The sequence below is a fragment of the Polaribacter pacificus genome (genome assembly GCF_038024035.1).
GTDB lineage: Bacteria > Bacteroidota > Bacteroidia > Flavobacteriales > Flavobacteriaceae > Polaribacter > Polaribacter pacificus.
On sequence record NZ_CP150664.1, the window covers coordinates 2,582,552 to 2,607,849 of the forward strand.

21 protein-coding genes are annotated in these 25,298 nt (G+C 33.8%); 9 read left to right on the plus strand and 12 right to left on the minus strand.

The window, feature by feature from the left end:
- Positions 1 to 129: 129 nt before the first annotated feature.
- On the minus strand, positions 130 to 2,034 hold the full coding sequence (gene htpG / locus WHC90_RS11730) for a molecular chaperone HtpG (RefSeq protein ID WP_188599176.1): 1,905 nt from the start codon (positions 2,032 to 2,034) through the stop codon (positions 130 to 132).
- A 288-nt stretch (positions 2,035 to 2,322) separates the two neighbouring features.
- Here htpG and WHC90_RS11735 point away from each other — a divergent pair, with 288 nt between their 5' ends.
- The 3 genes from WHC90_RS11735 (at position 2,323) to WHC90_RS11745 (ending at position 5,713) form a co-directional block, all read left to right on the plus strand.
- Positions 2,323 to 3,330: a 3-oxoacyl-ACP synthase III family protein gene (locus tag WHC90_RS11735; protein ID WP_188599282.1), complete on the plus strand. Its 1,008-nt coding sequence runs from the start codon at positions 2,323 to 2,325 to the stop codon at positions 3,328 to 3,330.
- 160 nt (positions 3,331 to 3,490) lie between these two features.
- Positions 3,491 to 4,345: an ATP cone domain-containing protein gene (locus WHC90_RS11740; protein WP_188599175.1), complete on the plus strand. Its 855-nt coding sequence runs from the start codon at positions 3,491 to 3,493 to the stop codon at positions 4,343 to 4,345.
- On the plus strand, positions 4,346 to 5,713 hold the full coding sequence (locus WHC90_RS11745; protein ID WP_188599174.1) for an MBL fold metallo-hydrolase RNA specificity domain-containing protein: 1,368 nt from the start codon (positions 4,346 to 4,348) through the stop codon (positions 5,711 to 5,713).
- 5 nt (positions 5,714 to 5,718) lie between these two features.
- Here WHC90_RS11745 and WHC90_RS11750 read toward each other — a convergent pair whose 3' ends face one another.
- Positions 5,719 to 9,555, minus strand: coding sequence for a TIM-barrel domain-containing protein (locus tag WHC90_RS11750; RefSeq protein ID WP_188599173.1), 3,837 nt, complete (start codon positions 9,553 to 9,555; stop codon positions 5,719 to 5,721).
- Between the two features lie 142 nt (positions 9,556 to 9,697).
- The gene (locus WHC90_RS11755; protein ID WP_188599172.1) at positions 9,698 to 12,142 is read right to left on the minus strand and encodes a TonB-dependent receptor domain-containing protein; all 2,445 of its coding nucleotides are present in this window, start codon (positions 12,140 to 12,142) and stop codon (positions 9,698 to 9,700) included.
- A gap of 94 nt (positions 12,143 to 12,236) precedes the next feature.
- Between WHC90_RS11755 and WHC90_RS11760 the strand changes: the two genes are divergently transcribed.
- Positions 12,237 to 12,602, plus strand: coding sequence for a CoA-binding protein (locus WHC90_RS11760; RefSeq protein ID WP_188599171.1), 366 nt, complete (start codon positions 12,237 to 12,239; stop codon positions 12,600 to 12,602).
- A gap of 178 nt (positions 12,603 to 12,780) precedes the next feature.
- On the opposite strand, the gene WHC90_RS11765 is transcribed toward WHC90_RS11760, so the two are convergent.
- The 6 genes from WHC90_RS11765 to pyrR are packed head-to-tail and all read right to left on the minus strand — an operon-like array spanning position 12,781 to position 16,641.
- Entirely contained in the window at positions 12,781 to 13,551 is a 771-nt protein-coding gene (locus WHC90_RS11765) for a helix-turn-helix transcriptional regulator (protein ID WP_188599170.1), read from the minus strand.
- 25 nt (positions 13,552 to 13,576) lie between these two features.
- A complete protein-coding gene (locus WHC90_RS11770) occupies positions 13,577 to 14,494 on the minus strand; it encodes a ribonuclease Z (protein WP_188599169.1) in 918 nt (305 codons plus the stop codon).
- Positions 14,491 to 14,808, minus strand: coding sequence for a T9SS type A sorting domain-containing protein (locus WHC90_RS11775; RefSeq protein WP_188599168.1), 318 nt, complete (start codon positions 14,806 to 14,808; stop codon positions 14,491 to 14,493). Before WHC90_RS11775 ends, WHC90_RS11770 begins: the two co-directional genes overlap by 4 nt.
- 16 nt (positions 14,809 to 14,824) lie before the next feature.
- Positions 14,825 to 15,157: a hypothetical protein gene (locus tag WHC90_RS11780; RefSeq protein WP_188599167.1), complete on the minus strand. Its 333-nt coding sequence runs from the start codon at positions 15,155 to 15,157 to the stop codon at positions 14,825 to 14,827.
- Between the two features lie 10 nt (positions 15,158 to 15,167).
- The gene (locus WHC90_RS11785; RefSeq protein WP_188599166.1) at positions 15,168 to 16,097 is read right to left on the minus strand and encodes an aspartate carbamoyltransferase catalytic subunit; all 930 of its coding nucleotides are present in this window, start codon (positions 16,095 to 16,097) and stop codon (positions 15,168 to 15,170) included.
- A 1-nt stretch (position 16,098) separates the two neighbouring features.
- On the minus strand, positions 16,099 to 16,641 hold the full coding sequence (pyrR, locus tag WHC90_RS11790) for a bifunctional pyr operon transcriptional regulator/uracil phosphoribosyltransferase PyrR (protein ID WP_188599165.1): 543 nt from the start codon (positions 16,639 to 16,641) through the stop codon (positions 16,099 to 16,101).
- A 301-nt stretch (positions 16,642 to 16,942) separates the two neighbouring features.
- Here pyrR and WHC90_RS11795 point away from each other — a divergent pair, with 301 nt between their 5' ends.
- The gene (locus WHC90_RS11795; protein ID WP_188599164.1) at positions 16,943 to 18,313 is read left to right on the plus strand and encodes a tetratricopeptide repeat protein; all 1,371 of its coding nucleotides are present in this window, start codon (positions 16,943 to 16,945) and stop codon (positions 18,311 to 18,313) included.
- Positions 18,314 to 18,346: 33 nt separating this feature from the next.
- On the opposite strand, the gene WHC90_RS11800 is transcribed toward WHC90_RS11795, so the two are convergent.
- Positions 18,347 to 19,108 carry an MBL fold metallo-hydrolase gene (locus WHC90_RS11800; RefSeq protein WP_188599163.1) on the minus strand — a complete coding sequence of 254 codons (762 nt, stop codon included), beginning with the start codon at positions 19,106 to 19,108 and terminating at the stop codon, positions 18,347 to 18,349.
- 65 nt (positions 19,109 to 19,173) lie between these two features.
- On the minus strand, positions 19,174 to 19,614 hold the full coding sequence (locus WHC90_RS11805; RefSeq protein ID WP_188599162.1) for a hypothetical protein: 441 nt from the start codon (positions 19,612 to 19,614) through the stop codon (positions 19,174 to 19,176).
- Between the two features lie 165 nt (positions 19,615 to 19,779).
- Here WHC90_RS11805 and WHC90_RS11810 point away from each other — a divergent pair, with 165 nt between their 5' ends.
- The 4 genes from WHC90_RS11810 to WHC90_RS11825 all read left to right on the plus strand — a co-directional run bounded on the left by WHC90_RS11810 (position 19,780) and on the right by WHC90_RS11825 (position 24,454).
- Positions 19,780 to 20,703: a DUF368 domain-containing protein gene (locus WHC90_RS11810; RefSeq protein ID WP_188599161.1), complete on the plus strand. Its 924-nt coding sequence runs from the start codon at positions 19,780 to 19,782 to the stop codon at positions 20,701 to 20,703.
- On the plus strand, positions 20,704 to 21,714 hold the full coding sequence (locus WHC90_RS11815; RefSeq protein WP_188599160.1) for a DUF368 domain-containing protein: 1,011 nt from the start codon (positions 20,704 to 20,706) through the stop codon (positions 21,712 to 21,714).
- The gene (locus tag WHC90_RS11820) at positions 21,692 to 22,459 is read left to right on the plus strand and encodes a shikimate dehydrogenase family protein (protein ID WP_188599159.1); all 768 of its coding nucleotides are present in this window, start codon (positions 21,692 to 21,694) and stop codon (positions 22,457 to 22,459) included. Before WHC90_RS11815 ends, WHC90_RS11820 begins: the two co-directional genes overlap by 23 nt.
- An 87-nt stretch (positions 22,460 to 22,546) precedes the next feature.
- The gene (locus tag WHC90_RS11825) at positions 22,547 to 24,454 is read left to right on the plus strand and encodes a DUF349 domain-containing protein (RefSeq protein ID WP_188599158.1); all 1,908 of its coding nucleotides are present in this window, start codon (positions 22,547 to 22,549) and stop codon (positions 24,452 to 24,454) included.
- 68 nt (positions 24,455 to 24,522) lie between these two features.
- On the opposite strand, the gene WHC90_RS11830 is transcribed toward WHC90_RS11825, so the two are convergent.
- A complete protein-coding gene (locus WHC90_RS11830) occupies positions 24,523 to 25,296 on the minus strand; it encodes a zinc ribbon domain-containing protein (protein ID WP_188599157.1) in 774 nt (257 codons plus the stop codon).
- Positions 25,297 to 25,298 lie beyond the last annotated feature (2 nt).

The following is a 25,298-nucleotide window of genomic DNA, read 5'->3' on the forward strand; positions in this document are numbered from 1 at the left end:
TAGAACAGTGTGGTAAGAAGAGCTGTTTTAAACAACAAAAAACCTCTCTGTTTTCACAAAGAGGTTTGTATTTTAATTAAAGAAGTAATCTAAATTTAGATTGTTGATGACTAATTTAACTCATTAATTTTATTTAATCAACTCGTAAGAGCGTTTGATAAAGTTTGTTAACTCTTCACCGTGTAGTAAGTTTTGAGATAATTTTGCCAAATCAAAAGCTTGTTTAATTAAACGCTCTTGCTTTTTAGCAGTCTTGGTGTTTAAAATTTCACCAACCAACTCATGATTGGTATTCACAACCAAATTATACATGTCTGGGAAATTCCCCATACCCATCATTCCACCGCCACCAGAAGCTTGCATTTCTTTCATTCTTCGCATAAATTCTGGAACCGTGATTATAAATGGAGAAGCAGAAGAGTCCATTGCCTCTAATTGAACGGTGTAGGTTTCTTTTGGTACAGCTGCTTCAATAATTGGTTTCAATGTTTCTTTTTCTTCGTCTGTTAATTTAGAAATTACAGTATCGTCTTTTTTGATCAAGTTATCAATATGATCTGCATCTACTCTGGCAAATTTCACCTTTTCATTGCTGCCTTCTAGTTTTTGAATCAAGTGTCCAACAATAGGAGAGTCTAGCAATAAAACTTCATAACCTTTAGTCTTGGCAGCTTGAATATAACTGTGCTGTGCTTCTTTATTAGCAGCATATAAGATAATCTGATTACCGTCTTTGTCTGTTTGTGCAGCTTTGGTTTTTTCTAAAAGCTCATCAAAAGTAAAATAGCTATTGTCTACAGTTGGATACAAGGCAAAACTCTTTGCTTTGTCAAAGAACTTGTCTTCAGAAAGCATTCCGTATTCAATAATTACCTTAATATCATTCCATTTGGTTTCAAAATCTTCTCTGTTGTTTTTAAACAATGAAGCTAATTTGTCTGCCACTTTTTTAGTTATGTATCCAGAGATTTTCTTTACAGCTCCATCGGCTTGTAAATAAGATCTAGATACGTTTAATGGAATATCTGGTGAGTCAATCACACCTTTTAACATCTGTAAGAAATCAGGTACGATTCCTTCTACATTGTCAGTAACAAAAACTTGATTTTGATACAATTGGATTTTGTCCTTCTGCATGTCCATGTTTGGACTAAGTTTCGGGAAAAATAAGATTCCAGTAAGGTTAAAAGGATAATCTACATTTAGGTGAATATGAAACAGTGATTCTTCAAATTGCATAGGATACAATTCTCTGTAGAAATTTGTATAATCTTCATCTTCTAAATCCGCTGGTTTTTTTGTCCAAGCCGGATCCGTATTGTTAATGATGTTGTCTACTTCTATTTGTTTGTGTGGCTCAGTAGTTTCTTTACCGTCTTTGTCTTTAGTAGTAGTAGGAGTGAAATCTGGATCGTTTATTTTTTTTGTTCCAAATTTAATAGGCACTTGGTTAAAACGATTGTATTTGGTAAGAAGTTCTCTTATTTTACTCTCTTCTAAAAACTCTGTAGAGTCATCTGCAATGTGTAAGATAATTTCAGTTCCTCTATCTGTCTTGTCATGAGCCTCTAAAGTAAACTCTGGAGAGCCATCACAAGTCCAATGAGCCGCAGGTTCATCTTTAAATGATTTGGTAATGATTTCTACTTTTTTGGCAACCATAAAAGCAGAGTAGAAGCCCAGACCAAAATGTCCAATAATTCCAGCTTCGTTGTCTTTGTATTTGTCTAAGAACTCTTCAGCACCAGAGAACGCAATCTGATTGATGTATTTTTCAACTTCATCAGCAGTCATTCCTAAACCTTGATCTTTAATAGTTAAGGTTTTGTTGTCTTTGTCAATGCTTATCTCGATTTTAGCATCTCCTAATTCAACTTTGGCCTCGCCAATGGCAATTAAATGTTTTAATTTTGAAGTTGCATCTGTTCCGTTAGAAATTAACTCACGTAAAAATATTTCGTGATCAGAATACAAGAATTTTTTAATTAACGGGAAAATGTTTTCTACCGATACATTAATGTTTCCTTTACTCATAATATGGTTATTTTTTGTTTAATAGTCTAAATAGAAAAAGCATTAGCGTATTCCAATAGACTAAAGATTGTACTTTTTTTCAGAGAGGTATAGTCAAAAAAAATACCAAAAAACATTTTGTGACAAGATGACATAAAAAACGCCAACATGGGTAGATGTTGACGTTTTAAGTAAGCTAGATTAGTTGATTAATAGCTTATAATCGGTTGATGTTGGTAAAGATATAAATAAATTAGTATTTTTGGAGGCTATAAAATATTAATATCATAAAAATTGACCTCATAGATGATGTATAATTCAAAAATATCCGGATTGGGCTATTATGTTCCAGAAAATATTGTAACCAATGACGACTTGAAAAAATGGATGGAGACTAGTGATGAATGGATTCAAGAACGCACCGGGATTGAAGAACGCAGATGGATTGATCCAAGTACTGGAGATACCACAGCGGTTATGGGAGCCAAAGCTGCAAAAATTGCCATAGAACGCGCTGGTCTAACAAAAGATGATATTGATTTTATAGTTTTTGCTACGCTTAGTCCAGATATGTATTTTCCAGGAGGAGGGGTGCAAATTCAAGACCTTTTAGAGATGCCAACCATTGGGGCATTAGATGTACGTAATCAATGTTCTGGTTTTATCTATTCACTCTCTGTTGCAGATCAGTTTATCAAAACTGGGATGTATAAAAATATTTTAGTAATTGGATCAGAAAATCACTCTGGTGGTTTAGAAAAGTCTACTAGAGGTAGAAACGTCTCTGTAATTTTTGGTGATGGAGCAGGAGCTGCCGTACTTTCAAGATCAGAAGAGAAAGGAAAAGGCTTATTGTCATCGCATCTACACTCTGAAGGGAAGCACGCCAAAGAATTGATGTTAGAAGGACCCTCAACTCAACGTTGGGTGCCAGAAATCATGGCTGAGAATGATCCAGAAGACGTATCGTATTATCCGTACATGAATGGGCAGTTTGTATTTAAACACGCTATTGGACGCTTTTCTGAAGCGATTATGGAAGGCTTACAGGCTAACCAATTGCAAAAAGAAGATATTGATATGTTGATCCCACATCAAGCTAATTTAAGAATCGCTCAATTTATCCAAAAGAAGTTTCAATTGTCTGATGATAAGGTGCATAATAATATAATGAAGTATGGAAACACCACTGCAGCTTCTGTTATTATTGCTCTTACTGAGGCTTGGGAACTAGGAAAAATTAAGGACAATGATTTGGTTGTTTTAGCAGCATTTGGTAGTGGATTTACCTGGGGTAGTGTGATCATTCGTTGGTAAACGATTTCTCACTAGCTAATTTAACCTATTAGGGGTTTTACTGTCTTATTGTAAATAAAAAAGAAGACCTAACATTTATCATTGTCTTATTGATTGAAATCTCGTAACTTCAACCTAACCAAAAGTTGTGTATATAACACGCTAGGTTTTAGTTTTAAAGATGAAAAACAATCGTATAGAAATTACAAAATCTTCTGGTAGAAAAGTTAGATTTTCACTGCAGAAACTTCGGAGGTCTTTAAGGAGTTCAGGTGCTAATAAGCTGCTTGTCAATCAAATTCTAGACAAGGTAAGAGATCAGTTGTATCAAGGCATTTCTACCAAAGAAATCTACAACCTGGCTTTTGATCTTCTCAAAAAAGAGCGCAGCTATTATGCTTCTAAATTTAAACTTAAGAAAGCTCTTTATGAATTGGGCCCCACAGGTTTCCCTTTTGAGCGCTATGTGAGTGCAATCTTAAGTCATTCTGGCTATTTTACTGAGGTAGGGAAGATACTTCAAGGAAATTGCGTACGTCATGAAATCGATGTTTTGGCTTATCAAAATAATGAAACGACGGTGATAGAGTGTAAGTTTCACACCAGCCAAGGTTTAAACTGCGATGTAAAAGTACCTTTGTATATTCATTCTAGATACAACGATGTTAAGGCTAATTGGAATGCAGATCCCAATAAAATAACTCAAATAAAAGAAGGTTGGGTGGTCACCAATACACGCTTTACAGAGGATGCTTTACAGTATGGCAGCTGTGTTGGTCTGTATTTGTTAAGTTGGGATTATCCAAAAGGCAACGCACTAAAAGACAGGATAGATCAATTGCATTTATACCCGATAACCGTCTCTACTTTATTAAGCAGTAAAGAAAAACAAAACTTATTAGATAAAGAAATTGTGCTATGTCGAGAATTGCTTGACAAACCCTTTCTTTTGCAAGAGATTGGAGTCTCTGAACTTCGAGCTAAAAAAATTATTCATGAAATTTCTGAACTGTGTACTCACAAAACAACTAAATAGATGAACTCAATAGCAACAATACAATTTTTAGGTGCCGCAGGAGTAGTGACTGGCTCTAAAACCTTAATTTCTACAGAACAACAACGTGTCTTAATCGATTGTGGGATGTTTCAAGGTCTTAAAGAATTGAGAGAACTCAATTGGGAGAATCTCCCCGTAGATGTTCCCTCTATTGATGTGGTTTTGCTAACTCATGGTCATTTAGATCATGTTGGTTATTTACCTCGTCTGGTTTTACAGGGTTTCAAGGGTAAAATTATAGGGACAGCTCCAACTTTGGCAATTGCAGAAATTATATTAAAAGACAGTGCTAAGATTCATGAAGAAGAAGCAAAGAGAGCCAATGAAGAAAAGTATAGTAAACACCATCCAGCTTTGCCTTTTTACACTTTAGAGGATGTAGAAAAAACACTAGAACTGTTTGAGGTTGGTCTAGAAGATAGATGGAATAGCTTGTCAGAAGAGTTGCAATATAGAATGCAGTCCAATGGACATATTCTAGGTTCTGTGTTTATTGAGTTGAAAATAAAAGAACGCGTATTGGTCTTTTCTGGAGATATTGGTAGAAGAAATGATTTGTTGTTAGAAGATCCTAAAAAACCAGAATGGGCAGATTTTTTATTTGTTGAGAGTACTTATGGCAATAAATTACATGAAGAAGAAGATGTACAGAACATACTTACTCAATTGGTAAAAGAAACCATACAAAATAAAGGAACTCTAATTATTCCTAGTTTTGCTGTAGAACGATTGCAAACAGTCATGTTTATACTTTGGCAACTGTACAAGCAAAATAAAATACCCAACATTCCTATTTTTGTTGACAGTCCGATGGGTGCAAATGTGCTAGACGTTTTTAATCAATATCACGATTGGCACAAACTATCGTCAGAAGAATATCAAGCAATGTGTAGGCATGTCAATATTGTTCAATCGTATAAAGAAACTTGGGAGACGATTGATGATACACGTGCAAAAATAGTGATTGCAGGAAGCGGAATGGTCACTGGAGGAAGAGTTCTAACTTATTTAAAGCAGCTAGTAGGACAGAAGAATACAACTGTATTGCTGGTAGGCTATCAGGCAGAAGGAACCCGAGGACGACAGCTCCAAGAAGGAGCTCATGAGATTCGTTTTTATGGACGGTATTATCCGGTAAAAGCAACTGTAAAAAGCATCGGAAGTCTTTCTGCACATGGAGATCAAAAAGATTTAATAGACTGGATGAGCAGCATTAAAAATATTCCAGAAAAAGTTTTTCTAATGCACGGCGAACCCAATGCAATAGATGCATTTAGAGTAAAAATAAACGACACCTACCAATGGAATGTACACATTCCTAAGCTCAATGAAAGTTTAGAGCTTTAAGTTGGTTACTCTAGAGAGTTTAGGTTTTTGTCTACTAAAATTAGCTGATTTAGATCCAAATTAAATGTCAAGTTTTGTTTGGCTTTAAACTGTATTCGAAAAAGAGGAAGGCTACCACTAATCGTTTTTTGATTTCCAATATTCACAAAAGTTGGGTACAAAACCTGTGTGCCATCCTTGTGGCTTCTATCTTTTGTAAGGTCTAACATTTGCGCTGTGTTTATTGTTTTGTTGCCAACATATTCATACAGTTTTGAATTGTATTTTAGTGCAAAACTAAAGGCATTTACCTCATTTAAATTTTCTCCCTGAATAAGAATATCAATGAGTTCATTCTTTTTAAAGTTTCTTTTTGCTGTTTGCAGTTGTAAATTTCCTGAAATGCTTTTTGTAATTGAGTTTGCAGTACCACCTTCTAATTGAGTAGCTACAACAGAAACATCATAGGCGTCAATAATTCCATTAGTATTTACATCTCCTTTGCTAATATAGCCATCAAAATCAGCATCTCCTTTTTTAAGACCGATGTAATTTGTATAGGAAACAAGATCATTATTGTCAATTTTTTTATCTTGGTTGATATCTCCTGGGATATAAGTTTCAGTTCCTGGAACTTTAAATACATAGAGTTCTTTACCAGAACCAAAACCACCAACAGCTTCAGTGATTACAAGTTTAATATACCGAGCCATAGGCTTGTCTTTAAAAACAAACTCTTGTGCTCCTTCATGATCTTGTCTAGTAAAATCACCTGCAGCCATCCATGCTTTTTTGTTTTGACTATAAAAAACAGTTCCTTTTAAGAAAACGCCATTTCTTTTACCAGCTCTAGGAAGGTATTGAAATTTATCGAGTTGGTTGAGTGATTTTAAATCAATAGTCAATTCAAAAGGGACAGAATTTTTACCCCAGACCGTATGCCACATCGAGTTTTCATCAAAATCAAAGAGTTTAAAAATTTCTGAACCTCCTTGATCTTTAACATTGCTAGTCCCAACCATGTTTTTAATGGCAAATTTTAAAGGATTTGCAGCGGTTTTTCCTGTAAATATTTTCCAATCAGATGCGCCATCTAAATTTACAGATCGAATTTTAAACCTGTAGTGAGTGTCTGGTTTTAAATTTTCAAAAACATAAAAATTTTCTTTGATCGTTGTATATCGCATCCCATTAAAATCGATTTCAAAATAGTCTGTATTTGGAATATGAGTCCAGGTTGGTTTTAGGCTATAGGCCTGCGTGTTTTTAGGGCTAATAGTTATATTTTCTGGGCTTGATAGGTTGCCTCGTTGTTGTTTTTGTGTGTTCTTTGGATCAAAATACAACCCGTCAATCGTCAGTTCAACCTTGTTTTGGCTAACGTCTGTTTTTTCAATTTTAACCCAAATTTGAGGATTTTTTATGAGAGAAACTTTTTCAAAAGAACTTCCTTTTGTAGAAAACTGATTAAAATCAGGTTGTTTGTTGTACCAGTATACGTTGGTTTTCTTGTCAAAATCTTCTAAGGTTTTTACTTCTTTGAGTTCTATCTCTTTTAGACCAATCAAGGCAGTTAATGTTTTAGGTTTCTGAGTTGTATTGATTCTAAATTCTGTTGTTTTTTGAGCTTCAAAACCGTTAAATCCTCCTTTAGTTGGATGTACGCTTACTCTTAAATTGGCAAGGTCTGATAAGTCTGATTCTATATAAGTACTACTGCTTTTTCCTTTAGTATAGCCAGTAGTTTTACCATCATCATCAAAAACGGTAAAGGCAGATTTTCTATGTGGGTAAATTTCGTAAATACGTTGCTGTTTGTCAATTTCTGAAATAGTATTATTGGGAGCAACCAAAGGAATAATAGCACCGCGTTTTACAAAAACAGGTAATTTATAGATAGGACTTTCAAAATCATTAATAACCTGACCTCCGGTATAGGGCTCTCCCGTAAAATAATCCAACCACAAACCTTTTGGAAGGTAAATTCCATTTCTGATATCGTTACCCAGTGTATCTATTTTTGTTTCTTTATAAATGGGTGCAATTAAAAAATAAGGACCATATAAAAACTCATACTGCGTACTGATTCCTTGGGTATACGTATTGCGATCTTCTAAAAAGATGGCTCTCATCATTGGCAAACCTGTTACCGCTTCTTTTGCGATGCTATAGCTATAAGGCAGCAAAGCAGATTTAAGTTTTAAATAATTTCTGTTGATAGAAGTCGTAGGTTCTCCAAGTGCATGAGGATATTTGATGTTTGCTCCCCAGCCATCCATGTTTAATTGCATAGGTGTAAAGGTTTTCCATTGAAAATCACGGGTGAGTACTGCGGGGTTTTTACCTCCAAAAATACCATCCATATCAGAAGTAATATTTGGCATTCCTGATAAACCAGCTCCAATATAAGTTGGGATATGAAAACGAATATACTCCCAAACACCTCCTGTTTGATCTCCAGACCAAACACTAGCGTAGCGCTGAGTGCCAGCCCAACCATCTAAAGAGATAATAAAGGGTCTTGCGTTGGATCCGTAAGAGCTTAGGATGTTTGCAGCATCTGCTATGCCGTTTAAACCAAAAGAATAGCCTTGGCCAACCCAGGCTACATCTGTTTTAAGCACCCGAACTCCTGCCGTCTTTACTTCTTTAATTAGATCTCTCTGAAGTAGTGCAGAGATCCCTTCTTTAGGGTGCAAATCTGACTGAGTCCAAAGCCCAATCTCGACGCCCTTTTTACGCGCATAATCACCAAACTCTTTTAGGTTTTGAATATTGCCGTCAAGGCTGTTGGTCTGTCCGTACCCAGCTCCATACCCATCGTTGGGTAAAATCCATCCTAAAGGCATATCATTGGCAGAGTAGCGGTCTATAACTGCACGTGCAGAAAATTGGTAATTGTTCTTTTCGCCATTGAGTGATTCTTTAATCCCTCCATTGTCTTTTTGCTGTTCTTTGTATGTATTGCCGTCTTCAAAGAGGATTCCTGTAGTGTCTTTTTTCCAATAATCTCGATTGTAGGCGTTTAAATGCCCTTGATAAAATCCAAATTTTGGGAGCAGGGCAGGGTTTCCGGTTAGTTGATAGTAATTAGCTAATAAATCAGCGGGTTTATCGCCAATCATAAAGAAAGTATCAAGGTAGTCTGTCTCATGGGTTAGAGTTACTACTCCTTGTTTTTTATCACCAAAATCATAGACTCCCTTTTTAAAAGTATAGCCCATAAATCCGTAACCATTTGACGACCAAAAATAAGGGTTAGGAGAGGCAACTCCTCCATCGGTCCAACTGTTTTGGTTTTCTATAGCGATGCTTTTTCCTTTGTGTGAAAAACGCCCATTTTGCACACCGCCTCCATAAAAATATTCCTGCTGGTTTTCTTTAAGAGTAAGTGTTGTTTTTGTTTTTGTAAATACGATAGGATTCAATTGCTCTATAATAACTGCTTGGTTTTTGAGGTTGATGACCTTAAATAAAGTTGTTTTTTTGTTAAAAAGTAGTTGAATGTTGTCTGTAAAAATCAAAAACTGATTTGGGTTTTCATGTATGCGAAGCTTTTTTATAGTTCGTCTAGGGTTTTTGACTAAAATTTCTGCAGGAGGATTGGCTTCTGGCGCACGCAGTCCCTTATTGTTAGGGTCTTGGAAGAATCTAAATATATGATCGCTGTAAAAATCTATTAGTGCGTTTTGTTGATTGTTAAAATTAAGCTGGAATGTGGTAGCATTTACTCTTTCGATGCTTAGGATTTTTAAATTCTTTTCGGTAGTCTTTGTGTTTTGAGCGCTCGTCGATAAAATAAAGTTAAGACTAAGCAAACTCAAAAGAGCGAAGCGTTTGTAAAGGATTTGGAATCGTGTCATTGAAAAGAGAATTTAGGATAATGAGATTTTGTAATCGAATATCAAAATTACATAAAAAAGTTGCCTTAATTTTAAAAAGTAAATCAAAAAACCCGATGCATATGTGCATCGGGTTTTATATTCAAATAATTAGGTGTTATTTTTAGAAACCTCCAGTGTTTTCTTTAATGTTGTCATCGCGATCTCTACGTTCTTTTGCTTTGTTTTTTCCACTTCCAAATCGATAGTTAAAGCCGACATATGCTGTTCTGCTTTCCCATTTAAAACGTCCGTTTTGAGCAAATGGTGTTTTTGATTTGAACGCAAATTTCATCCCTTGAAATAGGTCATTAACTCTAAACGTAAAGGTTCCTTTTCCTTCAAGTACATTTAGGCTAGCTCCAGTGTTTATCATCCACATTGGTTCTACTTCCCACTGAATGTCTTTTTCTGAGCCTCTGTACATCGCAAAAAGTTGAAAGCTAAGGTTCTTTGAAGCTTTAAAGCTGTTGCTAATACGTCCATTAAAAGCGTTGTTCTGTACCTCAATTTGTTGGGCGTTTGGAGTTGTTAAATCTACAATTCCTTTTTGTTTTTGAGCGTAAAAATCAACACTTGAGTTAATTCTCCACCAACTATTTACACGGTAGTTTAATGAGAACTCTAGACCATAAGCATCTGTATCATCAAAATTAGTAAACGATAAGATTTGTCTTACGTTGGTTGGATCAGAAGGGTCTTTATAGGTAACTCTTGAGATATTGTCTTGGATTACTCTATAAAAACTTCCAAAAGTAACAGAACCTCTCTCTATTTGTCTGGTGTAATTTACCTCAAATGAGTTGGTAAACTGAGGGTTCAAGTTTTCGTTACCAATTGAGGTTACTAAAGGAGTACTCCATTCTCTAATTGGGTTTACTTGCTGAATAGAGGGTCTATCCACTCTACGACTATAGCTCAATTGAAATTGGTTTTTTTGCGATGGAGTATAGGTGAAAAAAGCAGAAGGATATACTGTAAAAATATCATCTTTAACGTTGGCAGTTGGTAAACCGGTTCTGTTAAAGGTACCGTCAATTTGAAACTGCTCAACTCTAGCCCCTAATTGCATGGTAAATTTATCCAAAGTATATGCATAGTTTATATATCCAGAGTAAATTTTACGATCGTATTCAAAAGAGGAATCTCCAATAGGGGTGGTTCCTGTAATAGCTCCGTTATTGTCATACACATATTGATGTTGTGTGTTTGAGTTGATGTTTGAAGTGTTGTTTACTCGATATTCTAAGCCCATTTCCAATTTTGCATTTTCAGAAAGAGGATTGGTATAATCTAAATTGATTAGACTGTTATTTCTTTTGTTTTGGATGCTGTTTGTATAGTTTAAAAACGGATTATTTGCATCTAAAAGATCTTGGTTTTTAGAAGTTTCTGGAGCATCTGTATTAGAGTAAGTGGCTTCAAATTCTATATTGTGCCCTTCTTTGTTAAAATCGTGCTTGTAATTTAGGTTGTAGGTACTGCTAATGCTTTCTGTATCTTGACTAATAGGAGCATCAGAGGTCAATACATTGTTGTTTTTTATTAAGATGTTTCCTACACCACCTCCTGTATACCAATTTTGGCTGGTGTACACAGACAAGGTATTTTTGCTGTCTAGGTAAATATCAGCTCCAATTTTAGCCAAATGAGATTGGTTTTTGTCTTTCATCAAAAAGTTTTGAATAGAGTTATTGCTTGATCTCTCTATAAATCCATGATTATAATTGTCACCACTATTATATCCGTAGTTTCCGAAAAAATTAACCTTCCCGGTCTTGTAATTCATATTGGTAGCTACATTGTATTTTGCGTAATGCCCTACGGTAATGCCTGTATCTACAGATCCATTAAAGCCCATATTGGCATTCTTATTCAAAACAATATTGATAATTCCACTCATCCCTTCAGGATTGTATTTTGCAGATGGATTTGTAATCAATTCTATGCTTTTGATCGCTGTTGAAGGAATTTGTTTTAACAATTGAGCAGTGCTAATATTGGTAGGTTTTCCATCTACCAAAACACGTACGTTTTCATTTCCACGCAAACTAATATTTCCGGTTTGACTATCAACGCTTACCGATTGAACATTGTTTAGCAATTCTGAAGCGGTAGTACCTGCAGCTGTAAGATCTTTACCAACATTAATTACTTTACGGTCTACTTTTTGAACCACTGTTGAGGTCTCAGCTCTAACTACTACCTCATCTAACATGGCAGAGTCTTCTAGTAGGGCAATGGTTCCTAAATCGATTTTTCGGTTCCCTTTTTCAATTTTAATTTGTTTGGAGTAGGTTTTAAATCCAATAAATTGAATTTCTACCAAGCTAACACCTTCTGGAATGTTTTTAACAGTAAAAAGACCATTGATGTCTGTGATACCTCCTGTGATGATTTTTTTGGCAGTGTCTCTAATAACGATATTGACATAAGGCAATGATTCTTTGGTTGCATTGTCGATTACTTTTCCTGATATGACACCAGGTTTGTCAATAAGTTTTTTGTCTAATTGAGCGTAAGATTGCACGCTTATAGTTACTAAAATAAGGAGTAGTATTTTTTTCATAAAATAAGTTTATAAGAATTTGATTGTTGCTTTAAAGACGCTTCAATTCGTATCTTTGTTACTCGCGAATTGTCCTTTAACAAAATATTAACAAATGAAAAACGAAACATTAGTCATTGGTGCATCTCTAAATCCTGACCGTTATTCAAACCGAGCAGTACGTGCGTTACGTGCTAATAAATATCCTGTTAAGGCAATAGGAATAAAGGAAGGAACAGTAGAAGATGTTGTGATTGAAACACAAAAAAATGACTTTAAAAATATAGACACAGTGAGTCTCTATTTGAATCCAGAAAGGCAAAAAGAATATTATGATTATATTATTTCACTAAAACCAAGAAGGGTCATTTTTAACCCAGGAACAGAAAATGCTGAGTTTGAATCTGTGTTAAAAAAAGCAGGAATTTTTGCTGAAGTTGCCTGTACTTTAGTGTTGCTGAGGTTGAAACAATACAGTTAAGGTTTGTTAAAAAAAGTAAATTGAATTGGCAGTTTTCTTTTTCATAAAAAATTAATCCATTTTTAAAAAATGTGTAAGTTTTTTAAAAGCCAATCCAATTTACTGATTAATCCCCCTAAATTTCTTGGATCAAAAGTAAATGATGAAGTAAGTTTGTGCAATACTCAAATTGAGTATTTTATAAAAGATTTATATTGTTTTTAAAATAACTGATTAGTTCACCAGTAGAAATTACATTGAATTTTTTAAGAATATTTCTTCTGTGGGTATCTACAGTATGTTTGCTTATATTTAGAGTCTCTGCAATTTCTTTACTAGATTTCTTACAAAGTAATAAACGGATTACATCACGCTCTCTATGACTAATAGCATTCAGTAAATTTTTACTTGTGATATTACTAAAGTAGAGGGTTTCATACTCATTTTCACTATTTAAATATTTTGCACTAGCACAAATATCAATGTTCATTTGACCACTTAAAACAGTATAATGTGCCAAGCCGATAATGGGCTTGTTTTCTTTGTCAAACTGTAAGGGAGTAGTGTTTTGTATGATCGTTACATAATTGCCTTTTCCGTTTTTCATACGGTAGTTCCAAGTGTAACTCATGCGTTTGCGTTGCTCGTCATTTAATTCATTCATCGTAAAGTTCATCAGGTCTTGTAGACACTGAATCCATGGAGCAATATCATCAGGGTGAAACCGAGACCAAAAATAATCCATTCCATCAAGCATCATGTCTTTAGATGACAGTGCTGTACATGCATTAAAATTTTTACTGATGTATTCGAAATTTTGTCTAACGGTATTGGTGATGCAAAAAAAGGTAGTGTTGTATGGATAGTATGAATCGAACTCAATTAATTTTTTAATATGTTCATCCAATTCAATATGAGGATAGGTTTCAAAAATTTCATTGTACTTACTAAAGATGCTGTTTTTATCCAAAATACTAAAGGTCTTTATTTTGAGCTTAGAGACTAATTTCTTTACCTGCTTCTGCTAAAGTTACATTATTAAAAATAGTTTCTGCTTCGGTTTTAAAAAGTTCTTCGTTTTTATATCGACTAGAAAAATGACCAAGAACAAGTTTACCAACACCCGCTTCTTTGGCAATTTTAGCTGCCTCCATGGCTGTAGAATGTTTGGTTTTTTTTGCTAGATCTATTCTGTCTTCTAAAAAAGTGGCTTCGTGATATAGTAAATCGGCCCCTTTGATAATAGGAATGATGTCTGGTTTAAAAGCGGTATCACTACAAAAGGCATAGGCTTTTGGTTTTGCTGCTTCTAATGTGAGTCTTTCATTTTTAACAATCTCACCGTTTTGCAATTGCACATCTTTACCTGCTTTAATATTGTGATAGTCACAGGTTTCAATTTCTGGATATTGTTGTATCATTTCTGGGTTTAATTTTCTGTTTTTTTGCTTTTCAGAAAATAAAAAACCATTAGTGTATACCCTGTGATTTAAAGGTATTGTATGAACAGTAACCTTCTCGTCTTCATAAATCAATTCACTGTTTTTTGAGGTTAACTCATGATAAATTATATCAAATTTCACATAGGATTTAGAAACTCTAAGTTGTAAAAGAGTAACTTCTTTTAGTCCTTTTGGTCCAAATATATGCAAGGGTTTTTCTCGATTTAAAATTCCAAAAGTAGAAATCAATCCTATCAAACCAAAAAAATGATCTCCGTGTAAATGAGATATAAAAATTTGATCAATTTTAGAAAAACCAACCTTGTATTTTCTCATTTGTCTTTGGGTTCCTTCTCCACAATCAATAATAAAATGTTTATTGTTTATTTCTAAGTATTGCGAAGTAGGGTGTGCGTTTACTCTAGGTGTGGCAGAATGACAACCTAAAATGGTTAGTTTTAAACTACTCATTTAATAACAAAGCGTTTAGAGACCAAATCAGAAGGACCTTGAATCAGGTAAATATACATGCCAGCCTGTAAATTGTTTCGTGAAAATGGAATGGAGTTATCTCCTTTTTTAATACTGTGTTTTTTTGAAAAAACAGATTTTCCAAGCATGTTTTTGATAATCAAAATAATCTCTTGATCTTTTGTTGATTCAAACTTGATACTGGTTTTTTCTTTAAATGGATTTGGTGCAGCACTTAATTTTTGCAGCGTTTTTTGAGAAAAAACGGCAGTAGAAAAAACCAAAAAGAAAATAAATAGTAGTTTTTTTACCATGCAAAATATGTGTTAACTAAAAACCTAAATCACGCTCAATAGCTTCCATTTCTAGTACATCTTCTGCCTCTGGAAGCGTTGGTACAATATTAAATTCTTCTGGGAAGTTGTCAATATCTACCGATGAACAAACAATTACAAACGATTTTTTTTGCGCTTGATGTAATTTAGAAACACTCAAAAATAAAGAAATTTCTTCATTTTTACTGTTAAGTTTATCAGAAATTTCTAGTACTAGGTGTTCTGATTTAAAGCTGGCTTCTGATTTTTTAAAAGTTGTGTAAAATTCTGCAAACGTTGTTTCGTCTGCTTTTATATACGTGTAGTTATTTCTTTTTTCAATTTTCATCCTAGAAGAATTAACGTTTTATTTGCTGCGCTAATAGGTAAATTACTGCCATTCTAATGGCAACACCATTTTCTACTTGGTTTAAAATAATTGATTGTTTGCTATCTGCAACATCACTGGTGATTTCTACACCTCTATTGATAGGTCCAGGGTGCATGATCACAATTTTTTTATCCAGACTGTCTAAAATTTGTTGGTTAATCCCAAACAATTGTGTGTACTCTCTTGTTGATGGAAAGTACTTAATGTCCATTCGTTCATGTTGGACTCTTAACACATTGGCTACATCACACCAGTCTAAGGCCTTTTTTAAGTTGGTTTCTACCTCAACTCCAAGACTGGTAATGTATTTTGGTATCAATGTAGTTGGTCCACATACTTTTACTTGGGCACCTTGTAATTGTAGGGCAAATATGTTTGAAAGTGCAACTCTAGAATGTAAAACATCCCCAACAATTAGCACTTTTTTACCTTTAACAGTACCTAATTTTTCTTTAATTGAATAAGAATCTAATAAGGCTTGAGTAGGGTGTTCATGAGTCCCATCACCAGCATTGATAATTTTTGCGTCTACATGTTTTGATAAGAATACACCAGCGCCTACATTGGCATGTCTCATAACAACAATGTCTACTTTCATAGACAAAATATTGTTGACCGTATCGATTAAGGTTTCCCCTTTTTTTACGGATGATTGTCCTGCAGAAAAATTTAAAATATCAGCAGAGAGTCTTTTCTCTGCAATTTCAAAAGATAATTTGGTACGTGTGCTGTTTTCAAAAAACAGATTGGCTATCGTAATATCTCTTAATGAAGGGACTTTTTTGATAGGTCTATTGATAACTTCTTTAAAATGATTAGCAGTTTCAAAAATAAGGTCAATGTCATTTTTGTTTAAATACTTTATCCCCAATAAATGGTCTACGCTTAATTGCTTCATTTTATATGTTCTGTTCTAAATAAACGGCGTCTTTTTTATGAGTCTCTTTCCAGCAAACTTTTACCTTTTCTTTGTTGATGGCATCAACCTGACGCCCTCTGTAATTTGGTTGAATAGGGAGGTGTCTGCTAAAACGTCTGTCAATCAATACCAGTAGCTCAACCAAGTTTGGTCTTCCAAAATCTTGAATAGCAGACAATCCAGCTCGGATACTTCGGCCAGAAAATAGTACGTCATCAATTAAAATCACGTTTTTGTCTTCTATTAAAAAAGGAATCTCAGTATTGGTCGCCTCTAAAGGTTCTTGTCTTCTTCTAAAATCATCTCTGTAAAAGGTAATGTCTAGAAGACCCAGTTGTAAATCTTTGATATGGTAATCTTTAATTAGGATTTCTTTTAGCCTTTTAGCTAAAAAAGTACCTCTTGGCTGTAGGCCAATTAAAACTGTATTAGAAAAATCGTTATGGTTTTCGATAAGCTGACATGCTAGTCGATGAAGGATAATGTCTATTTCTTTCGAGTTTAATAGTAGTTTCGAGCTCATAAGAAAAATCTCCAAATTTAATTTGGAATACAACCAGTGTCTGGTAATTAATATAAAACAAAATTAGTGTAAATAATAGGATTCGCAAAATTAAAAATGAAAGCATTTTAATTGGCTGCTATTTGTTAATTAAATTGTTGAAAACAAAAACAGATTTATTCCAGGGGCTTCAAGACTTGTAGTACATTTAAAATGGTAATAATTACGAGCCGTTTTTTATGGTTCTTTAGAAAGCATTTTGCTATTTCGTTGATTATTAGTTAACAACGATACAAACTCTTTTTAATAAAAATAAATGCCTATGTCACTATCAAAATTTGAATCCATGTTAAAGACCAATAGTGTCTATTTCTTCGATTCGCTTGAGTTTGAAGAGATCATTCATTATTATTTAGACAATGGAAAACATTCATTAGCAAAAAAAGCTGTTCAATTAGGTTTAGAGCAGCACCCAACCTCTGTAGTGCTTAAACTCTTAAGGGTTGAGTTATTAATTTTTGATGATGAATTGCAAAAAGCCAGCCAACTCTTAGCTGAGTTAGAGGCTGTGGAGCCTAATAATGAAGAAGCATTTATCCAAAAAGCAACTATTTATTCAAAAAGGAATAAACATATAGAAGCCATTGCTACCTTAACAAAAGCGCTACCTTTTATAGAAGACCCTGCAGATATTTGGTCTATGATTGGTATGGAATATCTTTATCTGGATGATTTTACAAATGCTCGAAAAAACTTTGCAAATTGTATCGACGTTGATTTTGAAGATTATTCATCTTTGTACAATATCGTGTACTGTTTTGATATGGAGAACAATCATGAAGAAGCCATACAATACTTACATACCTATTTAGATAAAAATCCATACTGCGAAGTTGCTTGGCATCAATTAGGAAGACAGTTTTTTGTCTTAAATAGATTTGAAGAAGCACTTAAAGCTTTTGATTATGCAGTTTTAATTGATGAAAACTTTATAGGAGGTTATTTAGAAAAAGCAAAAACCCTTGAAGAGTTAGAGCGTTATGAAGAAGCGGTAGGAAACTATTTAATTACCTTAGAGTTGGATGATCCCACTGCATTTGCCTACGTTAGAATAGGTGAGTGCTATGAGAAAATGCAAGAGTTTCATAAGGCAACTCAATTTTATAAAAAAGCGGTTCACGAAGATCCTTTATTAGACAAAGCTTGGGTGTTGCTTACTAAAATGTATCAAAAGGAAGGTGATTACCAGAAAGCATCTTACTATATTTCAAAAGCACTTCAAATTGATGACAGCAACCCTCTGTATTGGAGAAGCTATGCTGAGATAAATTTAAAGCTGAACTTTTACGAAGAAGTGATCAAGGCATTTTATACCTGTATAGAATTAGGAGATGTTTCCCTTGAAATCTATGTAGGTTTGTCAGATGTTTTACTTTTTTTAGGCGAGTTTAAAGAAGCGTTAAAAGTGCTAGTTAAAGCCAAAAATATTTTTAAACAGTTTGCAGAAATAGAGTATCGCTTGTGTGGTTTGTTTATGCTTGATGGAAAAGAAACCTACAGTTTGCTACATCTAAAAAATGCATTGGCTATCAATTCTGAACATAGAAACGTTCTTAAAGAGTTGTACCCTACAGTTTATGAGTTGGAAAATATCCAAACAGTTATTGAGTCTTATTTAAAAGCTACTGAATAAAAAAAACCAGCAAATTTGCTGGTTTTTTTTATTCTATTTCTCTGGGTACCAATCTAATTGTACTACTTTGATGTTTGAATTAGCCGTTTCTATCAATGTTTTAAACTTTGCTACATCACTTTTGCCATTAGTTCCTCTGTAATGATAAGGATAGATTTCTTTTGGTTGAAATGCTAATACAGCATCCGCAGCACTCTCAATGGTCATTGTATACGGAAGATTCATACAAACAAATGCTTTGTCAATATTTTTTAAGGCTCGCATTTCTGGAATATCTTCTGTGTCTCCAGAAAAATAGACTCTTTGATTACCAAAAGTAAAAACATATCCATTTCCTCTTCCTTTAGAATGAAATTTCAGAGCTTCTTCTCGAAGGTTATACATCGGAATCGCTTCTGCATTAAAGCTGTCAAATGTTTTAATATCATTGTTATTCATTACCTGTATATCAGCTGCTAGTTCTTTTGGTAATTTATCAACCACAGCTTGTGGAGCTACAATTGTTGTTTTTGTAAGATCCAGGGCTTTTAAGGTCTTAAGATCCATATGGTCTCCATGAATATCAGTAATAAAGACATGTGTAGGGTGTAGAAATTGAGCAAAAGCATCCTTGCCTCCAGTAGGATCAATATAAATGACAAGCTTGTCATAGCTAATAACTGCAGATGCATGCTGTACGGGGCTAATGACTAATTGTGCAGTATTGTTTGTGACTGCTTTCGATTTTTTGTCTTCTTTGCCTTTGCAGCTTGTAGCTAAAAATAGTAGAAGAATTAAGAAGCTGAGTTTTTTCATTTTTATAAAAATCAAGTTTCTCAAAGATACTTGAAATTTTAGCAATAGCAATTCACTCTTTTAGTTTAGCGAAAAAAGCCCTGCATAGAATAAGATAAATAAGCAACTTCGCCAGCTTTTTTTATGGTCGCTGTTTTTTTAATGGTTTCTTCACCATCTATTCGTATTACAAATGAGATGTCATAAGGTTCAAATACACTACCAATAGGTCCTGCAGAATTATCAGTGACTGTTAAATCAATATTGGTAAACTCTGAAATTTTTTGCTGGATATAGGCTTTGTAAAAAGGAAAATTTGAATCCGAGGTGGTTTGTGTTGTTAGATTAACTTCAGGTCCAACAACAGCAGTTTCTAGTCTTGAAAGTCGATTGTTTCCGGTAGATGTTACGCTAATTTCGATGTCGAAAATTTTTGAAAGAAATTCTTCTCCTTCTAAGGAACAGCTATTTAAAAATAACGCAGTTACTGCAATAAGCACCAAAGTAATGTTCTTTTTTAGTTTCATTGTAGTTTCTTTTTTTGTGACTATAAATTAAAAAAATAAATTTCTCAAAATTATAAAAAAACAAACATTTAAAAAAGATGACAGAAAGTAAAATTTAAAAGCTTTTAAAAAGTTTTATGCCAAAATCCTGTATCTTCGTTTCTTGTAAAAATAAATTTAAATTTAATGAGTAGAACAATCAAAGATTTTGTGGTTATTGGTTTTAAAGGGATGGCCATGGGGGCTGCAGATGTGGTTCCTGGAGTATCAGGAGGTACCATCGCTTTTATTTCTGGGATTTATGAAGAGTTGTTGACAGCAATAAGCAACGTTAACTTAAGTCTTTTAAAAACACTAAAATCAAAAGGATTAAAGGCTGCCTGGACTCAATTAAATGGAAGTTTTTTATTGGCTTTGTTTACAGGTATTTTTGTGAGTATCGTATCCTTGGCAAAAGCGATTAAATGGTTATTAGAAAATGAGCCAGTTTTGCTTTGGTCATTTTTCTTTGGGCTAGTTTTAGCGAGTGTTATCTATATAGGAAGACAGATAGCTCGATGGAATGTTAAAGCCGTACTCTGGGTTGTTTTTGGTGCAGTATTGGCATTTTATATCACTACCTTAGATCCATTAGTTTCGGAAAACTCTTCTAATTTATTTTTATTTATTGCTGGTGCTATTGCTATTTGTGCAATGATTTTACCAGGGATATCTGGCGCATTTATACTAGTTTTGCTAGGTGCATATAAGCCCATTTTAGCAGCCGTAAACAATCGAGATTTAACAGTGATTGCATCTGTTGGAGCTGGAGCTATCGTTGGATTGCTTAGTTTTTCTAGAATCTTAAAATGGCTTTTTGCACATTATAAAAATTACACCTTGGCTGCTTTGACTGGTTTTATCATTGGCTCACTTAATAAAATTTGGCCATGGAAAGAAACTCTTACATGGAGAACAAATTCACATGGTGTTGAGGTTCCTTTAAAGCAACAAAGTGTTTCTCCTTTTAACTTTGATGGTGACCACCAATTATATCTTGCAATAGGGTTTTCATTACTGGGCTTTGCTTTGATTTTAATTTTAGAAAAACTTGCCAAAAAAAATGATTAAATGAGGCTAGAGCGCACATTTTTACACAAAGTTAATCTCTTTTTAAAAGGGTTGGCTATGGGCGCTGCAAATAAAGTTCCGGGTGTTTCTGGAGGAACAGTTTCATTTGTCTTGGGATTTTATGAAGAGTTAATTTATTCGTTTCAAAAAATAAATTTAAAAGCACTTAAATTACTAATCAATGGTCGATTTAAAAGCTTTTATGCCTATACCAATGCATCCTTCTTGCTTCTTATTATGGGAGGGAGCATGTTCAGTTATTTTAGTATTTCTCTGGTTTTAGATTATTTAATTCATCACTACGAGCTCTATGTTTGGAGTTGGTTTTTTGGGATGATTATTGGTTCTGTATTTTATATTTATAAAGATTTTGGCGATTGGAATCTTAAAAACACACTTTCTTTTCTTATTGGGATTAGTGTAGGTATTGGGATCAGTTTTATGACTCCAGCAAGTGAGAACGACAACCTCTGGTTTGTGTTTTTTTGTGGGATTATAGGGGTTTCTGGAATGACCTTACCAGGTCTGTCTGGATCTTTTATCCTTATTTTGTTAGGGAACTATGTGCTCTTATTGGTTGATTCTGTAAATGCTTTGTATGAGGTGATTACACAATTGTTTGTTGGCAATTTTGCCATATTAGAAGATCCAGAGAAACTGCGTTACCTTAAAATTATATCTGTTTTTACTGCAGGGTCTGCTTTTGGATTGGTTTCTATATCTCATGTACTCGGTTATGTTTTAAAGAGGTGGCATCAAATAGTGACCGCAGTTATTATAGGTTTTATTGCCGGGTCTTTGGGGATAGTTTGGCCATGGAAACAAAAAGTATTTGCAGAAGTTAATGGGGTGTTTTTACTAGATAAAAATCAACAAAAAATAATAAAAAACTACGAGCGCTACTTACCTGATTTTTCAAAACAAGAAACATGGTTCGCAATATTGTTTATTCTTTTTGGAATAGTTCTTATTTTAGCGATTGATTATTATGACAAAAAAAGAAAAAGCTAACGCACTAAAAGTATTTGGGTTGTTAGGAAAAGATATTTCGTATTCTTTTTCGAGTGGATACTTTAAAGAAAAGTTTATCGATTTAGATTTAAACGATTGTGAGTATCACAATTTTGATATCGAAAGTTTGGATGAGTTTAACAGCTTGCTTCAAGTCAATAAACAAAAGCTTAAAGGACTAAATGTAACAATCCCTTATAAAGAACAGGTGCTTCAGTATTTGGATGCTATAGATCCTACTGCAAAAAAAATTGGCGCGGTTAATACGATAAAATTCACTAAAAAAGGGCTTTTAAAAGGGTATAATACAGATGCATACGGTTTTAAAAAATCATTAAAGCCTTTGTTAAAAAAATCACATAAACAGGCGCTAATCCTAGGGACAGGTGGCGCTTCGAAATCCATCGCTTTTGTTTTTCAGAAGCTAAAGATCCCTTTTTTATTTGTTTCTAGAAACCCTAAAGAGACTAATGAGATTTCATACGATTCTATAGATGAACAGGTTTTAAAAGCGCATCAGATTATTGTTAATTGCACACCTTTGGGTACTTTCCCAGAAACTAAAAAGAAACCTAATTTACCTTATGCTTTTTTATGCCCAGAGCATTTGCTTTATGATTTAATTTACAATCCTTCTGAATCAGCTTTTTTAAAGAAAGGGAAAGAAGCTGGAGCTCAAATTAAAAACGGTCTAGAGATGCTGCAACTACAAGCAGAGAAATCTTGGGAAATTTGGAATCGCTAAGCAGCTGTTTAAATCAACTATTTTTTTTGTTCTTTGCTTAGACATTCCTATCTTTAGAGAATTAATAGGAACCTTAAACATTTATAGATGTTAGATAAACAAGAGCAAACAAACGAAGGTGTTGATGAGACTCAGGAAGTAACTAAATCAACGGAAGCTAATTTAAATGATTCAGTAGAAGCAGAGGAGATCCCTTCTGAAGACACAGAAGATGAAACTACGGATCAAGTTGTAGAGAAAATTGACAACCAAGTTGCTGAGGACGCAGAGAAATCAGAAGAGAGAAATGCTATTCCGATGTTAGCATACGAGAACATGGAGTTAGAGGAGCTGGTAGAGCAATTAAAGCACTTGTTAAAGGAATACCCAGTACAGCAGTTAAAAACAAATATTGATAGCATTAAAAATTCTTTTAATGCAAAATTTGGCGCTTTATTGGCAGAAAAGAAAGCTGCTTTTTTAGCAGAAGGTGGGAACTCGATCGATTTTCAGTTTTCAAGCCCAATTAAAACCGCCTACAATACTTTACTGTCTGAGTATAAAAACAAGAGAGATGCTTATTATGCAGCACTTGAAGACCGTTTAAGTAACAATCTTGAGCTGAGACATCAAATTATAAATGAGCTTAAAGACTTGATCGAAAATGCAGATCCAATGACCATGCATAAGTCTTTCTTGGAGCTTCAAAACAGATGGAGAGAGATCGGACCTGTACCTAGATCTAAATACAATGATACTTGGAGAAACTACCATCATCACGTTGAGCGTTTTTATGATTTATTGCATTTAAGTAATGATTTTAGAGACCTAGATTTTAAGCATAATCTAGAAGAAAAACTAAAATTAATTGCCAGAGTAGAGTCTTTAATAGAACATGAAGATGTTAATGAAGCCTTTAAAGAGTTGCAAGAAATTCACAAGACTTGGAAAGAAGATGTTGGGCCAGTTTCTAAAGAACACAGAGAAGAGGTTTGGCAAAAATTTAGTGATGCAAGTAAAAAAATACACGATAGAAGACATCAGTATTTTAGAGAGTTGAGATCTAAATACCAAGAGGTAATAGATAAGAAAAATGAAATTATCGCTAAAATTGCAGCCTATGATACTTCAAAAAATGCTAAGCACAGCGATTGGCAAAAAAGCATCAAAGAAATTGAAGCTTTAAGAGAAGAGTATTTTAATGCTGGTAAGTTGCCTTATTCTAAGAGTGAACAGGTTTGGGTTAAATTTAAAGACGCAACCAAGAAATTTAACAAGGCAAAGAATGATTTCTATAAAAAAGAAAAGAGTGTTCAGCAGGAGAACTTAGATAAAAAATATGCTTTGATTGAGATTGCGGAGTCTGTAAAAGATAGTGATGATTGGGAGGCAACAACGAATACCGTTAAAAAAATTCAGGCAGAGTGGAAACAGATTGGTCATGTGCCAAGAAAATTCTCTGATGATGTTTGGAAAAAGTTTAAAGCGGCCTGTAATCATTATTTTGATAGATTTCACAATAGACAAAATGATTTAAATAAAGAGCAACAAGCTTTTATTGATGAGAAAAAAGCCTATTTAGAAGAGGTAAAAGAAATAAAGACGGCAACGCTTGATGAAATTAAAGAGATGACTCAGAAATGGAGAGCTCTTGGAGACTTGCCCAGAAGTGTACGTCATTTAGAATCTAAATTTAATAAGCATATGGATAGCTTACTAGATGGATTAGGAATGGATAAAGAAGCGATTGAGTTGTTAAAGTTTAAAAACCTAATTGATGGATATGCTGCACAGTCTGATGTCAAAAAATTAAATTCTGAGCAACTTTTTGTAAAAAAGAAAGTTGATGAATTTCAAAAAGAAATTCAACAGTTAGAAAATAATTTAAGCTTTTTTTCTAATGCCTCAGAAGACAATCCTATGATTGTTAAAGTTAGAAAAAGTATTGAAGGCTATAAAGAAGATATGAAAATTTGGGAATCTAAATTAGATATGATTCGCAGATTAGATTACTAATTACAATTTAGGGATAAAAAAAACTCGGATGCTAGCATCCGAGTTTTTTTTATTGATATGTTTTAAGTTTAAGCAAATAAACTGTCAATTTTATCTTTTTCTTCTTGAGCCAATGTTGAGTCAACTAAAATACGACCACTGTACTCATCAATTGTGATTTTTTTACGAGTTGCAATCTCTACTTGAACCTGTGGAGGAATCGTAAAGAAAGAACCTCCTGAAGCACCTCTTTCGATAGAAACGACAGCTAAACCATTTTTTACTTTGGTTCTGATTCTTTGGTATGCAGCTAATAAATGCTCATCAATTTGTTTTTGAAATTCTTCAGATTTTTCTTTAAGCGTTTTTTGCTCTTTTTCTGTTTCTTTCAAAATAGCATCTAATTCAGATTTTTTGTGCTTTAAATGCTCTTCTTGTTTTTTTGTTTTTTCTTTGGTTGCATCAATTACAGCATTTTTTTGCTCAATTTTTGCTAGATATTCTGTAATTCTTTTTTCAGCCAATTGAATTTCCAATTCTTGAAACTCAATTTCTTTACTCAAAGAGTCAAACTCTCTATTGTTACGTACATTCTTTTGTTGCTCCTCATACTTTTTCATAAGGGCCTTAGACTCTTCAATTAATATTTTTTTATTATTAATGTCAGTGTTTAAGTTTGCAACATCTTCTGCAAAATTAGAAAGTCTTGTATTTAAACCTGCAATCTCATCTTCTAAGTCTTCTACTTCTAAGGGTAATTCACCGCTCATGTTTTTAATTTCATCAATTCTAGAATCGATTAATTGCAAATCATATAGCGCTCTTAATTTTTCTTCAACCGTAACCTCTTTCTTCTTTGCCATGT

What these genes read in the sequence shown, in the direction of transcription:
- WHC90_RS11815 (WP_188599160.1), top strand. Translation starts at nt 20,704, where the DNA reads ATGAGGCTAGAGCGCACATTTTTACACAAAGTTAATCTCTTTTTAAAA.
- WHC90_RS11775 (WP_188599168.1), bottom strand. Translation starts at nt 14,808, where the DNA reads ATGGTAAAAAAACTACTATTTATTTTCTTTTTGGTTTTTTCTACTGCC.
- WHC90_RS11795 (WP_188599164.1), top strand. Translation starts at nt 16,943, where the DNA reads ATGTCACTATCAAAATTTGAATCCATGTTAAAGACCAATAGTGTCTAT.
- htpG (WP_188599176.1), bottom strand. Translation starts at nt 2,034, where the DNA reads ATGAGTAAAGGAAACATTAATGTATCGGTAGAAAACATTTTCCCGTTA.
- WHC90_RS11820 (WP_188599159.1), top strand. Translation starts at nt 21,692, where the DNA reads ATGACAAAAAAAGAAAAAGCTAACGCACTAAAAGTATTTGGGTTGTTA.
- WHC90_RS11830 (WP_188599157.1), bottom strand. Translation starts at nt 25,296, where the DNA reads ATGGCAAAGAAGAAAGAGGTTACGGTTGAAGAAAAATTAAGAGCGCTA.
- WHC90_RS11770 (WP_188599169.1), bottom strand. Translation starts at nt 14,494, where the DNA reads ATGAGTAGTTTAAAACTAACCATTTTAGGTTGTCATTCTGCCACACCT.
- WHC90_RS11740 (WP_188599175.1), top strand. Translation starts at nt 3,491, where the DNA reads ATGAAAAACAATCGTATAGAAATTACAAAATCTTCTGGTAGAAAAGTT.
- WHC90_RS11785 (WP_188599166.1), bottom strand. Translation starts at nt 16,097, where the DNA reads ATGAAGCAATTAAGCGTAGACCATTTATTGGGGATAAAGTATTTAAAC.
- pyrR (WP_188599165.1), bottom strand. Translation starts at nt 16,641, where the DNA reads ATGAGCTCGAAACTACTATTAAACTCGAAAGAAATAGACATTATCCTT.
- WHC90_RS11825 (WP_188599158.1), top strand. Translation starts at nt 22,547, where the DNA reads ATGTTAGATAAACAAGAGCAAACAAACGAAGGTGTTGATGAGACTCAG.
- WHC90_RS11805 (WP_188599162.1), bottom strand. Translation starts at nt 19,614, where the DNA reads ATGAAACTAAAAAAGAACATTACTTTGGTGCTTATTGCAGTAACTGCG.
- WHC90_RS11780 (WP_188599167.1), bottom strand. Translation starts at nt 15,157, where the DNA reads ATGAAAATTGAAAAAAGAAATAACTACACGTATATAAAAGCAGACGAA.
- WHC90_RS11745 (WP_188599174.1), top strand. Translation starts at nt 4,346, where the DNA reads ATGAACTCAATAGCAACAATACAATTTTTAGGTGCCGCAGGAGTAGTG.
- WHC90_RS11755 (WP_188599172.1), bottom strand. Translation starts at nt 12,142, where the DNA reads ATGAAAAAAATACTACTCCTTATTTTAGTAACTATAAGCGTGCAATCT.
- WHC90_RS11800 (WP_188599163.1), bottom strand. Translation starts at nt 19,108, where the DNA reads ATGAAAAAACTCAGCTTCTTAATTCTTCTACTATTTTTAGCTACAAGC.
- WHC90_RS11760 (WP_188599171.1), top strand. Translation starts at nt 12,237, where the DNA reads ATGAAAAACGAAACATTAGTCATTGGTGCATCTCTAAATCCTGACCGT.
- WHC90_RS11810 (WP_188599161.1), top strand. Translation starts at nt 19,780, where the DNA reads ATGAGTAGAACAATCAAAGATTTTGTGGTTATTGGTTTTAAAGGGATG.
- WHC90_RS11750 (WP_188599173.1), bottom strand. Translation starts at nt 9,555, where the DNA reads ATGACACGATTCCAAATCCTTTACAAACGCTTCGCTCTTTTGAGTTTG.
- WHC90_RS11735 (WP_188599282.1), top strand. Translation starts at nt 2,323, where the DNA reads ATGTATAATTCAAAAATATCCGGATTGGGCTATTATGTTCCAGAAAAT.